The organism is uncultured Luteimonas sp., assembly GCF_947492465.1.
In the GTDB taxonomy this organism is placed as follows: Bacteria; Pseudomonadota; Gammaproteobacteria; order Xanthomonadales; family Xanthomonadaceae; genus Luteimonas.
The window spans coordinates 280,056-294,537 of sequence record NZ_CANLNF010000002.1; the positions used below are offsets into that span (position 1 = coordinate 280,056).

Consider the following 14,482-nt stretch of genomic DNA (forward strand, 5'->3'; position numbering starts at 1 on the left):
GATGAAGGATTCCTTTACCTACGAGCAGCTCATCGCCTCCGGCGAGGGCAGCCTGTTCGGCCCCGACGCGGGCCGCCTGCCGCTGCCGCCGATGCTGATGTTCGACCGCATCACCCACATCGACGACGACGGCGGCGCCCACGGCCTGGGCCGGGTCGAGGCCGAACTCGACATCCGCCCGGACCTGTGGTTCTTCCAGTGCCACTTCAGCGGCGATCCGGTGATGCCCGGCTGCCTGGGCCTGGATGCGATGTGGCAGCTGGTGGGCTTCTACCTGACCTGGCAGAAACTGCCCGGCCGCGGCCGCGCGCTTGGCGCCGGCGAGGTGAAGTTCACCGGCGAGGTCGGTCCGGAGGCGAAGCTGGTGCGCTACGAGATCGACATCAAGCGCGTCATCAAGCGCAAGCTGATCCTGGCCGTCGCCGATGCGCGCATGTACTGCGATGGCGCCGAGATCTACACCGCCAGCGACCTGCGCGTGGGCCTGTTCCAGCGGGAAGGCGCGGCATGAGCCTGGCGCTTGGCCCCCGCCGCGTGGTGATCACCGGGGCGGGCATCGTCTCGTGCCTGGGCAACGACCTGGAGACCGTCGCCAGCGCGCTGCGCGAAGGGCGCTCGGGCATCCGTTTCGACCAAGGCTTCGCCGACAAGGGCCTGCGCAGCCAGGTGTCCGGCATGCCCCAGGTCGACCTGGAGGCGCTCATCGACCGCAAGCTGCGCCGCTTCATGGGCGACGCGGCGGCCTACGCCTACCTGGCGCTGCGCGATGCGATCGCGCAGTCCGGGCTGGACGAGGCGCAGGTGTCCAATCCGCGCACCGGCCTGATCATGGGCTCGGGCGGCGGTTCGCCGACCAACCAGATCGAATCGGCCGACACCCTGCGCGAGCGCGGCATCCGCCGCATTGGCCCCTACCAGGTCACCCGCACGATGAGTTCGACCGTATCGGCCTGCCTGGCCACGGCGTTCGGCATCAAGGGCCTGAACTATTCGATTTCCTCGGCCTGCGCGACCTCGGCGCACTGCATCGGCGTGGCCGCGCAGCAGATCCAGGCAGGGCTGCAGGACGTGGTGTTCGCCGGCGGCGGCGAGGAATCCAGCTGGGGCATGGCCATGCTGTTCGACGGCATGGGCGCGCTGTCCACGAAGTACAACGACACGCCCGAACGCGCCTCGCGCCCCTACGACATCGACCGCGACGGCTTCGTCATCGCCGGCGGCGGCGGCGCGCTGGTGCTCGAGAGCCTCGAGCACGCGCAGGCGCGCGGCGCCACGATCCTGGGCGAACTGGTGGGCTTTGGCGCCAGCTCCGACGGCGAGGACATGGTCGCGCCCTCGGGCGACGGCGCCATCGCCTGCATGCGGCTGGCCATCGAAGGCCTGGACGGGGGCATCGACTACGTCAACACGCACGGCACCTCGACCCCGGTCGGCGATGTCGCCGAGCTGCGGGCGATGCGGGCGGTGTTCGGCGACGCGGTGCCGCCGTTCTCCTCGACCAAGTCGCTCACCGGCCATCCGCTGGGCGCGACCAGCGTGCACGAGGCGATCTTCTGCCTGCTGATGCTGCAGCGCGGCTTCATCGCCGGCTCGATCAACGTCGACAACGTGGATCCGGAAGCGGCCGACCTGCCGCTGGTGCGCGAGAGCCGCGACGCGCCGCTGCGCACCGCGCTGTCCAACAGCTTCGGCTTCGGCGGCACCAACGCGAGTCTGGTGCTGCGCCGCTGGGGCGACTGAGCCACGGCGATCGCCGTGGCGCAACGACGGCCGGAACGCCGGCCGTCAGCCCTCGCCGGTCACCACGATCCGCGCGTCGCCGACCTCCACCGCCTGTCCCGCGCGGATCTTGCAGGTCTTGCGCAATTCCACCGCGCCATCCACGCGCACCGCGCCGCTGGCCACCAGCGCCTTGCCGGCGCCGCCGCTGTCGACCAGGTCGCACAGCTTGAGCAGCTGGTTGAGTTCGACGAACCCGCCTTCGAGCTGGAATCCGATCTCGCGCACGCACTTCTCCCGGTCCGTGGGCCGCCGTGTGGCGGCCCGATCTCCATTGTCCCGCAGGCAGCCCGTCCGGCCCTGGCGCGGGCGCGCGCCCGTCGACGACGACGCCAGCAAGCGCAGCCGCGCGTCCTGCCTAGCCCTGCAGCTCGCGCAGCGTCGCCGACGGCGGCGCGTCCAGCACCCGCCGCGTGGCGAACAGGCCCGCCAGCACCGTCATCGCCATGCCGAGCGCGCCGCCGACCAGCGCCAGCGACCAGTTGGCCCGCCACGGCAGGTCGAACACCTGCACCGCGATCACGCCCGACAATACCGAGGCGGCGATCGCCGCCACCAGTCCCGACAGCAGCCCGATCGCGGCGAACTCGGACACCTGCGCCATGCGCAGCTGCGCGCGGCGACCGCCCAGCGCGCGCATGACCCCGCCCTCGAGCAGGCGTTCGTCCTGGCTGGCGCTCACCGCCGCCAGCAGCACCAGCACGCCGGCCAGCAGCGAGAACCAGAACACCACCTGCACCACGGTCGAGACCTGGTCGGCGGTGGAGCGCACCTGCGCCAGCACCGCATCGACGTCGATCACCGACAGGTTGGGGAAGCGCTGCACCAGCTCGGCGGTGAAGCGCGGCTGCGAGGCGGGCACCTGCACCGCGGTGATGTGGCTGGCCGGATAACCGTCGAGCGCGCCGGGCGAGGCCAGCACGAAGAAGTTGGGCTGGAAGCTCTCCCACTCCACGCTGCGCAGGCTGGTGATCGGCGCCTCGAAACGCTGCCCGGCGATATCGAAGGCGATGCGGTCGCCGATCTCCCAGCCCAGCCCCTTGGCGAAGTTTTCCTCCACCGACAGTTCCGGCGTCGCCGGCACGGCGGTCCAGAAGGTCCCCGCGGTGACCTTGTTGTCCTCGCGCAGCGCGTCGGCCATCGACAGGTTGAACTCGCGTTCGGCGCGCCGCTGCGCCTGGCGATCCTCGTCCTCGTCGCCGCTGCGGCCGACGTAGTCGGCGCCGCTCGCCGGTTCGCCATTGCGTTCGACCAGGCGCGCCCGGACCATCGGGAACAGCACCGGTTCGGCAACCCCGCGTTCGGCGATGAACGCGCGCACCGGATCGATCTGGTCGGACTGCACGTTGATGATGAAGCGGTTTGGCGCATCCTGCGCCAGCGCGAGCTGCCAGCGGTCGAGCAGGTCGGTGCGCACGAAGGTCAACAGCAGCAGCGCCATCAGCCCCAGGCCCAGCGCGCTGACCTGGGCGATCGACGTCCCCGCACGACGGCTGACGTTGGCCAGGCCATAGCGCAGCGCGCCGCGCAGCCGCGTGCGCAGGCGCCGCACCAGCAGGATCAGGCCCCAGGCCATCAACGCCAGCACCGCCAGCGTCGCCACGATGCCGACCAGCATCGCCGTGGCCAGCGTGGCCGAACCGGCCTGCCACCACAGCAATGCGGCCAGTCCGCCGAACCCGGCCAGGGCGACGATCCACGCGGACGGCTCGACACCATCCAGGTCGCGGCGCAGCACCCGCAGCGCGGGCACGCGCCGCAGCGCCAGGACCGGCGGTGCGCCGAAGGCCAGCAGCACCACCAGGCCGACCCCGTAGCCGCGCAACGCCGGCCACAGGCTGGCCGGCGGGATCTCGACCTTGAGGGCCTGCGCCAGCCAGCCGGCCACCGACCATTGCAGCGCGAACGCGATCGCCACGCCCACGCTGCAGGCGACCAGGCCGAGCAGCAGCAGCTCGCCGACGTGGATGCCCACCAGGGTGCGCTGCTGCGCGCCGAGGCAACGCATCACCGCCACGCCGGAGAGGTGCCGCTCGCTGTGCCTGCGCGCGGCCATGGCGACGGCGACCGCCGCCAGCACCACCGAGACCAGTGCGGCGAGGCCCAGGAAGCGTCCGGCACGATCCAGCGCCGAGCGCACTTCCGGGCGCGCGTCGGTGATGGTCTCGATGCGCTGGCCGCGACCGAGGTTTTCCTTGGCGACGGTGGCGAAGCGCTCCACGGCCGCGGCATCGCCGGCCACCACCAGCCGGTAGCGGATCCGGCTGCCTTCCTGCACCAGGCCCGTGGAGTCAAGGTCGGCGAGGTTGAGGAAGGCCTTGGGCGCGACGTTGAAGTAGTCGATCGAGGCGTCGGGCTCCTGCAGCACCAGCGCGGCCAAGCGGAACTCGCGGGTGCCGATGCCGACGCTGTCGCCGATGCGCGCGCCCAGCGTGTCGGCGCCGGCGCGGCTAAGCCACAGCGTGCCCGGCTCGGGCACCGCGGCGGCATCGCGCTCCACGCCCGCGCCATCGGCGATCCGGAACGTCCCGCGCAGCGGAAAGCCTTCGCCCAGCGCGCGCAGGTCGCCCAGCCGCAGCTGCGCCTCGCCGCCCGCGCCGACGCGGATCATGCTGTCCAGTTCGACCGTCTGCGTGCGCTGCAGACCGGGCGCATCGGCGGCGGCGTCGATCACACCGGCGATCGGCGCATCGCCGCGCACCAGCGCGTCGCCGCCAAGCAGGCGGTTGGCCTCCATCGCCAGCGCGCGGCCGGCGCGATCGGTGACGAAGCCCACCGAGCTCACCGCCACCACCGCCAGCACCAGCGCGGCGAACAGGATGCGGATGTCGCCGGCCTTGATGTCGCGGCGCAGCTGGCGCCAGGCCAGGGCAAGAGTCCTCATGCGCCGCTCAGCCGCGGTCGTCGGCGACGAGCCGACCGCTGTCGAGACGCAGGGTGCGGTGGCAGCGCGCGGCGAGGTGGTCGTCGTGCGTCACCAACACCAGGGTGGTGCCGGCATCGGCATTCATCGCGAACAGCAGGTCGATGATCGCCTGCCCGGTCCCGGTATCGAGGTTGCCGGTGGGTTCGTCGGCGAACAGCAGCGAGGGCCGGGTCACGAAGGCGCGCGCCAGCGCCACGCGCTGCTGTTCGCCGCCGGACAGCTGCCGCGGATAGTGCCCCAGGCGTTCGCCGAGCCCGACCTTGCCCAGCATCGCGCGCGCCGGCGCCTGCGCATCGGCGTCGCCGCGCAGTTCCAGCGGCAGCATCACGTTCTCCAGCGCGGTGAGCGAGGGCAGCAGCTGGAAGTTCTGGAACACGAAGCCGACCTTCTCGCCGCGCACCCGCGCGCGACCGTCCTCGTCCAGCGCCGAGATCGATTCGCCGTCCAGTGCGACGCTGCCGGTCGAAGGCGTGTCCAGCCCGGCCAGCAGCGACAGCAGGGTGCTCTTGCCCGAACCCGAGGCGCCGACGATGGCGACCACCTCGCCACGCGCGACCTCGAAGCCGACGCCGTCGAGAATGGTCAGCGGGCCGGAGGGCAGCGCCACGCGCTTGCCCAACCCCTGCACGCGCAGGGCGGGCAGCTGGGCACGGGCGGCGGGGTCGGCGGCAAGGGGCGCGGTGGCGTCGGCCATGTTCATTCCGGATTGGTTATCTTGGATCGCAGGCACAGCTCAGGTGCGGCGAATGAGGATCGGGTCGATGCAGCAGGTCGCGACACACACCGGGCAGCCCCCGGCGCAACCCGGGGCAACGTCCCGGCGACGCCCGCGCGGCGCGATCTTCCGCATCCTGCACGCCCTGGGCGCATGGACGCGGGCAGACCGCCCGCACGGCCGCGCGCAGCGGGATTCGGCGCGCACCGGCATTCCTTATGCGGGCAGTCGCGGGCCGATGCAATGGGCCATCGGTTTACTGGCCGCGCTGGTGCTGCTGCCCGCGTTCGCCCAGCCGGCACCGGCGACCGCGTCGCAGCCGCGCACCGTCCTGGTGATGGGCGACTCGTTGTCGGCCGGCTACGGCATGGCCGCGCACGAGGGCTGGGTGTCGCTGCTGGGCGAGCGGCTGGCGCGCGAACACCCCGGCTGGCGCGTGGTCAACGCCAGCATCAGCGGCGAGACGACGGCGGGCGGTTCCTCGCGCATCGTCGGCGAGGTGCTGCGCCACCGGCCGGCCGTGGTGGTGATCGCGCTGGGCGCCAACGACGGGCTGCGTGGCCTGCCGCTGCGCGAGGCGCGACGCAACCTGGCGCGCATGATCGGTGCCTCCCGGCACGTCGGCGCGAAGGTGCTGCTGGTCGGCATGCGCATGCCACCCAACCTGGGCGAGGACTACACGCGCGGCTTCGAGCGCAACTATCGCGAACTGGCGGCACTGTTCGACACCGCGCTGCTGCCGTTCCTGCTCGATCCGATCGCGCTCGACCGCAACGCCTTCCAGGACGACAACCTGCACCCGACGGTCGAGGCCCAGGAGAAGCTGCTCGACCACGTCTGGCCGGCGCTGGAGCCGCTGCTCGACCGCGCTGGCCCGCGCTGAACGCGGGGCGGGGCGCATCGCAAGGCGGCTCGGAAGGCGGTCTTCGGATCCCCAGCGTTTCGGCTATCGGGGTTGCCACCGGCGCGACCGGCGCGTTGTCGTGGACGGGGCGGAACGACGCCGGACATGGGCGGCATGCGTCGCGCACGCGCAGGCAGGTGCGGCCCGAGGCCCATCGGCCGACCCGGCTCGCGCTGCGGAAGGCATCGGTGCGGAAGGCATCACTGCGCTTTTTGTCCATGGCGGCGCGCCAGCCCTTCTGGGCAGACCGGTCGGTCGATCACATCCATGTGCGCCGGCGCGCGGCAGCTCAGCGCACCGTGCCGCCCAGCATCGGATACGGGTTGAGCGGCGTGCCGGTCCACCATTGCCGCTCCGGGGTCAGCGCGAATATGGCGAAGTGCAGATGCGGCGCGGCCGGATCGGCGTTGCCGCTGCTGCCGACGTAGCCGATCACCTGGCCGCGCGTCACGGCCGCGCCCTCGGACAGGCCCGGCGCATAGGACTGCAGGTGCGCGTAGTAGTAGCACCAGCGGCCGGAAGGTTCGAACTGGTAGATGGTCAGCCCGCCGCGCTCGCTGTCGAACAGCTTTTCGACGCGGCCATCGGCCACCGCCAGCACCGGCGTGCCGGCGGGGGCCATGATGTCCAGCGCCTCGTGCCGGCGCTCGCTGCCGCGCGCATCGTCGAAGGTGTCGTCCAGATCCCGGGCGCGCACGCCCTGCACCGGCACCAGCAGATTCGCCGGCGCGGCTGGATCGTTCGCGGCGACTGCCGGCGCCGCCGGGTCGGCCGGCTCCAGGACGCCTCCGGCATCGGGCGCGGACTGCACCGGCGCCGACGCGGGCGCGGCGTCGGGCGTGGTCGCGGGGACGGGCGCGTCTGGCGCGGCCACCGTCGGCACCGGACTCCGTTGCCAGGACCATCCCCGGTCATCGCGCAGCAGCCACCAGCCCGCATTGGCGAGCAGCAACAGCAGCGCCGCGACACTCAGCCAGCGCATCGGGCCGGTCTCATTCCTGCAGCAGGACGCGGGTGCCCGCCTGGACCGCGCCGGCCACCGCCCGCGCGGACCAGTTGGTCAGGCGGATGCAGCCATGCGACTGGGTCTTGCCGATCCGGGCCGGCTCGGGCGTGCCGTGGATGCCGTAGTGCGGCTTGGACAGGTCGATCCACACGCTGCCCACCGGATTGTTGGGCCCCGGCGGCAAAGTGGCCTTGGCGTGCGCGGGATCGGCATCCCAGAACAGGTCCGGGTTGTAGTGGAAGGTAGGATCCGGAGCCACCGCCTCCACCTTCCATTCGCCAACCGGGAGCGGATCGTGTTCGCTGCCGGTCGACGCGGGGAACTGCGCATAGACCTTGCCCGAGCCGTCCTGCAGCCGCAGCACCGAGTCGGAGCCGTCGACCACCACCGTCGCCGCGGCCGGCAGCTCGGGCAGGCCGGCGACGTTGGGCACCACCAGTTCGGTACCCGCGGCGAGCGCCTTGCCCGGATTGAGGCGCGCGATCAGGTCCGGCGAAGCGTGGAATTTCTCCCCCAGCGCCTCTTCCACGGAGGTATGGCCGAGGGCGTCAAGCTTGGCCTTCTCCATCGCGTCGTCGGGAATCTCCTGGAAGGGGCCGGCCACGTCCTCGGCGGTGAGCGTGTAGGTCACGAGCGCGGGGGCGGCATCGGTCGCCAGCGCCTGCCACGTCGGTTCGTCCAGCTCGCCGCCTGGTTCCAGTCCCTTCGCGCGCTGGAAGGCGGCAATGGCGCGACTGGTGTTGGTGCCGGCGCCGCCGTCGATCTCGCCGGGAGAGAAGCGGGCGCGTTCGAGCAGCACCTGCGCGCGCAGCAGGGCGGCGGGTCCGCTGCCGGTCGCGGTATTCACCGTGTCGGGTTCCAGTTTCGCGGCATCGTCGGCGGCGACTGCGGGCGCGATGGCCAGGCACAGCAGCAGGGCAAGCAGGGGCGAAGGCAGTCGGCTCATGCGCATGGGTCCGGCGTCGGGTCGGGCCGCATCATGGCGTGGCCACCTGCCTGCACGACGTGAACGCGGCGCACGGCCGGGGTCGTGGACGGTTAAGCCCGGCCGGCGCAGACTCGCGGTGTCCACCCCGGAGTCCCGCCATGAGCCGCGTCGCACGCCTGCTCCTGCTGGTCGTCGTCCTGCTGGCGACCGCCACCGTCACCGCAAAGACCCGCAACGTCACCGATCCCGACGCTCCGCGCAGCCTGCCGGCCGAAGGTCCGGTGCAGGTGCAGTGGACCGATCCGGGCGAGTTCAGCGACCTGAAGTTCAGCAGCAACCGCTGGCGCGCCGCGCAGGGCAACTGGGTCGAACAGCTGGCCGAACACCTGCGCGAATCGGCTCAGAAGCGGTTGCCCGCGGGCGAAAGGATGGAAGTGACCATCACCGACATCAAGCGCGCCGGGCGCTACGAGCCGTGGCACGGCATGCACCTGCAGGACGTGCGCTTCCTGCGCGACCACTACCCGCCGTCGATGGCGCTGGAGTTCAGGCATTACGACGCCAACGGCCAGCTGATCGCCGAGGGCACCCGCGAGATGCGCGACATCGGCTTCCTCACCACCGGTTCCAATCCAGGCGCGCGCGACAACCTGTACTACGAGAAGCGCATGATCGATGGCTGGGTGCGCGACGAACTGCGCCGGTCGGAAGTGGCGAGCCACTGAAGCGAGGTTCGCGCCGTCGGCTAACAGCGCACGGCGTGGGGATGTGCATGTGGCGCCGGCCCTGGCCGCGGACGGCGAGGAACGCCTCGTTGCGCGAAGATGCGTCATTCGTCCCGCGAGGAAACGCCGCCGCATGACCGTCTATGTCGATGACGCCGTGACCCTGTGGCGCGGCCGGCGCTGGGCGCATCTGATGGCCGACACGCTCGACGAGCTGCACGCCTTCGCCGCCCGCCTAGGCATGCCTCGCCATGCCTTCCAGAACAAGACCAGCGGCGCGCACTACGACGTGACCGCGGAACTGCGCGAGCTGGCGATCGCGCTCGGTGCGCAACCCATCTCCCGCCACCGCGACCGCGTGCTGGTGCGCGCGGTGATCGCGCGCGCCCGCGCACAGGGACGCGGCGAGGCGCCCTGAACTGTCCGCTACAATCGCGGGCCCACATCGTCCAGTCCCACGCCCAACATGTCCGAGACGCCCCCCGACCGCCTCTGCAACGACCCGCGCAGCCCCCATTACCACGCCGCCTCGCTCGAGCGCGGCATCGGCGTGCGCTTCAAGGGCGTCGAGCGCCGCGACGTGGAGGAGTACTGCATCAGCGAAGGCTGGATCCGCGTCGCCGCCGGCAAGGCCCTGGATCGCCGCGGCCAACCGCTGACGATCAAGCTCAAGGGCGAGGTCGAAGCCTGGTACCTGCTGCCGCAGGCCGAGTAGCGCGCGCATCTTCCGCAGCGGTCCTGGACCGCGCGGTGGCATCGGCTCCGCGCACGCCACCGCGACCCGAAGCTGGCAAACTCGCCACAGGCCATACCGCAAGGACCCGACCGTGTCCGCATTCGACCTGACCCCGCCCGATCCCGCGCAGCGCGCCACGCTCGAAGCCGGCCTGGACGAGGCCGAACGCCGGGTGCTGCTGGCGCACGGCACCGAGGCGCCGTTCTGCGGCGTGTTCCTGGACAACAAGCGCGAGGGCGTCTATGCCTGCCGGCTGTGCGGACTGCCGCTGTTCCGCTCGGCCGCCAAGTTCGATTCCGGGACCGGCTGGCCGAGCTTCTTCGCGCCCTACGCGCCGGCGCACATCCGCTACGTGTCCGACAACAGCCACGGCATGGTCCGCGTCGAAGAGGTGTGCGCGCGCTGCGGCAGCCACCTCGGCCACGTCTTCCCGGATGGCCCGCCGCCCACGGGCGAGCGCCACTGCATCAATTCGGTGTCGCTGGGCTTCGTCGACGACGGCGAGCCGCTGCCCGACCCGCTGGGCCGCGGCGACAACCAGGCCGCCACCTGAGCATCCACCCACGGAGGATCCGATGCAGTACCTGCTGCTGGTCTACGTCGACGACTCGATGATCGAAGCACTGCCGGACGGCGAGTACGACCGCCGCATGCGCCACTGCCTGGAGCGCGCCGACGCGCTGCAGGACGAAGGCACCGTGCTGGGTTTCCAGCAGCTGGAACCCGCGCCTACCGCCAAGTCCGTGCGCCGGCGGGCCGGCAAGGTCACCGTGGTGGACGGGCCGTTCGCCGAGACCAAGGAGATGCTGGCCGGCTTCAACCTGGTCGAGGCCGACAGCCTGGAGGACGCGATCCGCATGGCCGAGGAGCTGCCCTGGGCCGAGACCGGCTGCATCGAGGTGCGCGCGGTGCGCAATGTCGACGCGGTGCGCGCGCGGGTCGGCGCGCCGAGGCGCCCGGCCGCGGCCTGAGCAACAGCGCGGCGCGGACGGACGCTAACCCCGCGCCCGCCTCCCGACGTCAGTTCACGGCACCACGAACGCCACCGCGGTGCGGGCGGGCACGTGGAAGGTGCCGGCCGCGGGATCGTAACGCGCGCCTGCGGCGCGGCGGTCCGCGGCGTCGCGGGCCTGGTGCACCGGATGCAGTCGGTAGGACTTGCCCGCTTCGGCGGGGATCGGCAGCGCGTGCGCCCGCTTGTCGACGTTGACCAGGTAGACGATCTCGCGGAAGCCGGCGCCGGCGTAGCCACGGCCGTCGAGGTGGGCGGCCAGGACGGTCGGTTCCTGCCGGCTGCCGGTGTTGTGGAAGCGCAGCCGCTGCGCAACGTCGTCGGCGGTGCGCATGCGGAACAGCGTGGAGCTGGCGCGGATGCGCAGCAGGTCGCGGAACGCGTCCCGGGCCCAGCGGATGTCGGCAGGCATCGGCCGGATCGACGGATCGGCGAGCAGCGGCGCCATCACCGGCCAGTTCGCACCGTTGTCGGACTGCATCGGCAGGCCGACGCCGAAATTGTTGCTGCGATAGGTCCAGTCGAGCGCGTTGAACCAGTCGCCGCTGTCGTAGCTGTTGCGATCCAGCGACTTGCTGCGCAGCGTGTCGATGCCGGCGTGGAAGTACGCAACGCCCTGGCTGAAGGCGGTGATCGCCGCGCCCAGCACCTGCACCCGCGCCCGGTCCTCGCGGCTGGTGCCGCGCGGCAGCTTGTAGGCGTTGACGTCGAACAGGGTCGGGTTGTCGTGGTTGTCGACGTAGTTCACCACTTCCTGCGGATCGACCACGTAGCCGGCCGGCTGGCCGTTGTAGTCGAGCTGTTCTAGCCGCAGCACCTCGTCCCAGTGGGTCTGCAGCGGGTAGCCGCGCAGCGAACCGGCCAGCCCGACCCGGATCATGTCGGCCGACCACATCAGCGCGCTGCGCGGGTGGTTGCCGCCGCTGCCGTTGTCGTCGTAATGCAGGCCGTTGAGGAAACCCTGGCTGCGCAACAGGTCCTGGCCGCTGTCGAAGCCGGAACCGCCGCGTGCATGGTCGCGGGCACGGTCGCTGAAGGTGCCGATGCCGCTGCCATTGAGCGAGAGCTGCGACGCCTGCTCGAAGCGCGCACCGTTGGCGACCTCGCCGAAGTTCCAGCCTTCGCCGATCAACTGCACCGGACGCCCGACCGCGGCATCGACTTCCGCCTGCAGGCGCTCCATCACCGCCCGCGGCTGGTGCCCCATCAGGTCGAAGCGGAACGAATCGACGTTGTACTGCGTGGCCCACAGCTTCACCGAGTCGATCATGAGCTTGCCCATCATCAGGTGCTCGGTGGCGGTGTTCTCGCAGCAGGTGGAGCGCTCGATGCGGCCTTCGGCGTCGAGGCGGTGGTAATAGCCGGGGACGATCCGGTCGAGCACCGATTCCGGATCCTGCCCGGAGGCGCTGGTGTGGTTGTAGACCACGTCCATGCCCACGCGCAGGCCAACCGCGTGCAGGGCCATCACCATCGCCCGGAACTCGCGCACTCGCGCCGCGCCGTCGTCCGCATTGCTGGCGTAGCTGCCCTCGGGCGCGTTGAAGTGCCAGGGGTCGTAGCCCCAGTTGAAGCAGTCGCTGCCGCGACTCGCGGCGACCGCGGCCTGCTGCGCGTCCGAATCGGGCGCCGCCTCCGGCACGGCCGGCGTCGCGCAGCCGGTTTCGGGCACGCTCGCGAAATCGAAGGCCGGCAACAGGTGCACGTCGGTCAGGCCGGCCTGCGACAGGGCCCGCAGATGGCGCATGCCGTCGCTGTTGTACTGGGCGAAGGCCAGGTATTTGCCGCGCAGCGGTGCGCGCACGCTGGCGTCGTTGATCGAGAAGTCGCGTACGTGCAGTTCGTAGATCGACATGTCCTCCTGCGCGCGCACCACGCCCGGGGTGCGGTCGCGGGCCCATCCGGGCGGCGCCATCACGGGCGAGGACAGGTCGCCGATGTAGCTGCGCTGCGAATCGGCGTCGAGGCTGATCGAATAGGGGTCGGTAACCAGGTTGCGCACCAGGCCCACCCCGCGCACGAACACCTGCACCGCATAGCGGTAGTGGTCGCCCGCACGCAGGTCGCGACGCGCGGCCGACCAGCTTCCGGTTGCCGGGTCGAGCTCCATCTCCGCCAGCACCGGAGCACCGCCACGCGCGCGATACCCGCACAGCCACACCCGCTGCGCGGTCGGCGCCCACAGCCGGAACCGCGCCTGGCCGCGGTCGATCCGCACGCCCAGGTCGTCCAGCCCGTCGGCGGCGGCATAGCGATCGTCCAGCTGGCCCGGCAGCTGGGTCGTGGTCGCGGAGACGACGCGGCCCTGCGCATCCTCCTGGACCAGCACCAGCTGTCCGCGCACCAGCGACGCCAGCGCGGCATCGTCCGCATCGGCCACCGACAACACCACGCCCGCGCCCACCCAGCGGAAGCGCTCCGCCAGCGCCGGCGGCACGGCCTGCGTGACCAACAGGGCCAGCGCACCGTCGGCGCCGGCGACCGGTTCGCCCTTGCGCGCAACGATGCCGCCTCGCACCGAATGATGCAGCCGGAAGCGGCCCGTCGCATCGGTGCGAGGCCACTGCAGCAGTCGACGCGACAGCCATATCGCGCGCGCATCGGTGGTCGAGGCGCGGCCCAGGTCCGGCGGCGCGGTGAACACGCGCGGCTCCTGCTGCACCAGCCAGGCGTGGCCGGTGCCATCGGCCACCTGCAGCGAGGCGAAGCGGATGCCGATGTCGGAGGTCCAGCCATCCTTGTTGTCCACGCCGCCCTGGGGGTTGTCGGGCACGCCGTGCAGGACGAGGTCGACGCGGGTGCGGCCGGCGGCGTCGCGCGGATTGAGCACCGGCAGGTCGAAGGCGACTTCCGAGCCGTCCGCCGCGGCCACGTAGTTGGGCATCGCTGAGAGCGGCACGGGATTGTTCCAGTCGCCGATCGCCAGCCCCGTCAGGCGCGCCACGTCGATGCCGCTGCCGTCCCACAGGTGCAGGCCCCAGTGCGCATAGCCGCCGTCGTAGCGGCGGTAGTGCACCCGCACCGTGTCGATGTCCGGGGTGGCGGCCCGCGGATTGGCGGGATACACGGTCGCGTCGCCGGACAGCAGCCAGAGCGCATCGCCATCGGCGAACTGCCAGGTCCGGTCGACGGCGGGATCGCCCGCCTGTCCGGGCGGATGCACGATGAAGCCGAAGCCGGTGGCGGCCGCGTCGAACGCGGATGCGTCGATATCGAAGTAGGCACCGTCACCGTCGATGCCCGAGCGCGGCAGCGGCGCGTTCCAGCTCACGCCGGGATAGTCGGCCAGGTACTGTCCGTCGCCGTCCACCTGCCACACGTGCAGGCCCCAGCCGGCGTAGTCGCCATCGGGACGGTGGTAGTGCACGCGCACGCTGCGTGCGCCGTCGCCGGGCGTGGCGGGCACCGGGACCAGCACGGTGGCATGCGGCGCCTCGCAGATCGACGCGGCCTCGTCATCGACGGGAACGGCCTGCGACGGCAGCGGCCGCACATCGGATGAGGGCGGGTTCGCCGCCAGCGGTTCGTCGCAGGCCGCAAGGCCGGCACAGACGCCAAGCAGCAGGAGGACGCGCAATGCGCGCAGGCAGGCGGCGACGGGATCTCGCATGGCGGCTCCGCGGTTCGGAAGGTCGACGCCTTCGCGCGGCAGGCTTGCGCTGCCGCGTTCGATGAATCGGCGCTGGTCCGACTCTGCGACGCGGAGCGGGCAACGGCAAGGCATTGCGCGGCTCCTGCATATGTATTCAGC

General features: G+C 71.6%; 14 protein-coding genes. 8 read left to right on the plus strand and 6 right to left on the minus strand.

The window, feature by feature from the left end; all coding sequences use genetic code 11:
* Nucleotide 1 precedes the first annotated feature (1 nt).
* Together fabA and fabB are read left to right on the plus strand one after the other, a co-directional pair.
* Nucleotides 2–511 (plus strand): 3-hydroxyacyl-[acyl-carrier-protein] dehydratase FabA, encoded by a 510-nt coding sequence (fabA, locus tag Q0863_RS06305; RefSeq protein WP_298576504.1) that lies wholly within the window; start codon nt 2–4, stop codon nt 509–511.
* Nucleotides 508–1,740 carry a beta-ketoacyl-ACP synthase I gene (fabB, locus tag Q0863_RS06310; RefSeq protein ID WP_298576505.1) on the plus strand — a complete coding sequence of 411 codons (1,233 nt, stop codon included), beginning with the start codon at nt 508–510 and terminating at the stop codon, nt 1,738–1,740. The genes fabA and fabB overlap by 4 nt, the downstream gene beginning before the upstream one ends.
* A 45-nt stretch (nt 1,741–1,785) precedes the next feature.
* Here the strand turns inward: fabB and Q0863_RS06315 are convergent, their stop codons facing one another.
* From Q0863_RS06315 to Q0863_RS06325, 3 genes are all read right to left on the minus strand, one after another.
* A complete protein-coding gene (locus Q0863_RS06315) occupies nt 1,786–2,007 on the minus strand; it encodes an RNA-binding S4 domain-containing protein (protein ID WP_298576507.1) in 222 nt (73 codons plus the stop codon).
* A gap of 130 nt (nt 2,008–2,137) precedes the next feature.
* Nucleotides 2,138–4,663, minus strand: coding sequence for an FtsX-like permease family protein (locus Q0863_RS06320; RefSeq protein WP_298576509.1), 2,526 nt, complete (start codon nt 4,661–4,663; stop codon nt 2,138–2,140).
* Between the two features lie 7 nt (nt 4,664–4,670).
* Nucleotides 4,671–5,399 (minus strand): ABC transporter ATP-binding protein, encoded by a 729-nt coding sequence (locus Q0863_RS06325; protein ID WP_298576511.1) that lies wholly within the window; start codon nt 5,397–5,399, stop codon nt 4,671–4,673.
* A gap of 259 nt (nt 5,400–5,658) precedes the next feature.
* On the opposite strand from Q0863_RS06325, the gene Q0863_RS06330 reads away from it, so the two are divergent.
* On the plus strand, nt 5,659–6,303 hold the full coding sequence (locus tag Q0863_RS06330; protein ID WP_298576513.1) for an arylesterase: 645 nt from the start codon (nt 5,659–5,661) through the stop codon (nt 6,301–6,303).
* Between the two features lie 310 nt (nt 6,304–6,613).
* Here Q0863_RS06330 and Q0863_RS06335 read toward each other — a convergent pair whose 3' ends face one another.
* A complete protein-coding gene (locus tag Q0863_RS06335; protein ID WP_298576515.1) occupies nt 6,614–7,306 on the minus strand; it encodes a M23 family metallopeptidase in 693 nt (230 codons plus the stop codon).
* Nucleotides 7,307–7,316: 10 nt separating this feature from the next.
* Entirely contained in the window at nt 7,317–8,276 is a 960-nt protein-coding gene (locus Q0863_RS06340) for a L,D-transpeptidase (protein ID WP_298576517.1), read from the minus strand.
* 140 nt (nt 8,277–8,416) lie between these two features.
* Here Q0863_RS06340 and Q0863_RS06345 point away from each other — a divergent pair, with 140 nt between their 5' ends.
* The 5 genes from Q0863_RS06345 (at nt 8,417) to Q0863_RS06365 (ending at nt 10,690) form a co-directional block, all read left to right on the plus strand.
* Entirely contained in the window at nt 8,417–8,983 is a 567-nt protein-coding gene (locus tag Q0863_RS06345; protein WP_298576518.1) for a DUF3016 domain-containing protein, read from the plus strand.
* Nucleotides 8,984–9,116: 133 nt separating this feature from the next.
* Nucleotides 9,117–9,401 (plus strand): DUF4031 domain-containing protein, encoded by a 285-nt coding sequence (locus Q0863_RS06350; RefSeq protein WP_298576520.1) that lies wholly within the window; start codon nt 9,117–9,119, stop codon nt 9,399–9,401.
* A gap of 48 nt (nt 9,402–9,449) precedes the next feature.
* The gene (locus Q0863_RS06355; RefSeq protein WP_298576522.1) at nt 9,450–9,698 is read left to right on the plus strand and encodes a DUF3297 family protein; all 249 of its coding nucleotides are present in this window, start codon (nt 9,450–9,452) and stop codon (nt 9,696–9,698) included.
* Between the two features lie 112 nt (nt 9,699–9,810).
* Complete coding sequence (gene msrB / locus Q0863_RS06360; protein WP_298576523.1) at nt 9,811–10,272, plus strand: peptide-methionine (R)-S-oxide reductase MsrB; 462 nt, start codon at nt 9,811–9,813, stop codon at nt 10,270–10,272.
* A gap of 22 nt (nt 10,273–10,294) precedes the next feature.
* A complete protein-coding gene (locus Q0863_RS06365) occupies nt 10,295–10,690 on the plus strand; it encodes a YciI family protein (RefSeq protein ID WP_298576525.1) in 396 nt (131 codons plus the stop codon).
* A gap of 54 nt (nt 10,691–10,744) precedes the next feature.
* Here Q0863_RS06365 and Q0863_RS06370 read toward each other — a convergent pair whose 3' ends face one another.
* Entirely contained in the window at nt 10,745–14,341 is a 3,597-nt protein-coding gene (locus Q0863_RS06370) for an alpha-1,6-glucosidase domain-containing protein (protein ID WP_298576527.1), read from the minus strand.
* Nucleotides 14,342–14,482: the final 141 nt, after the last annotated feature.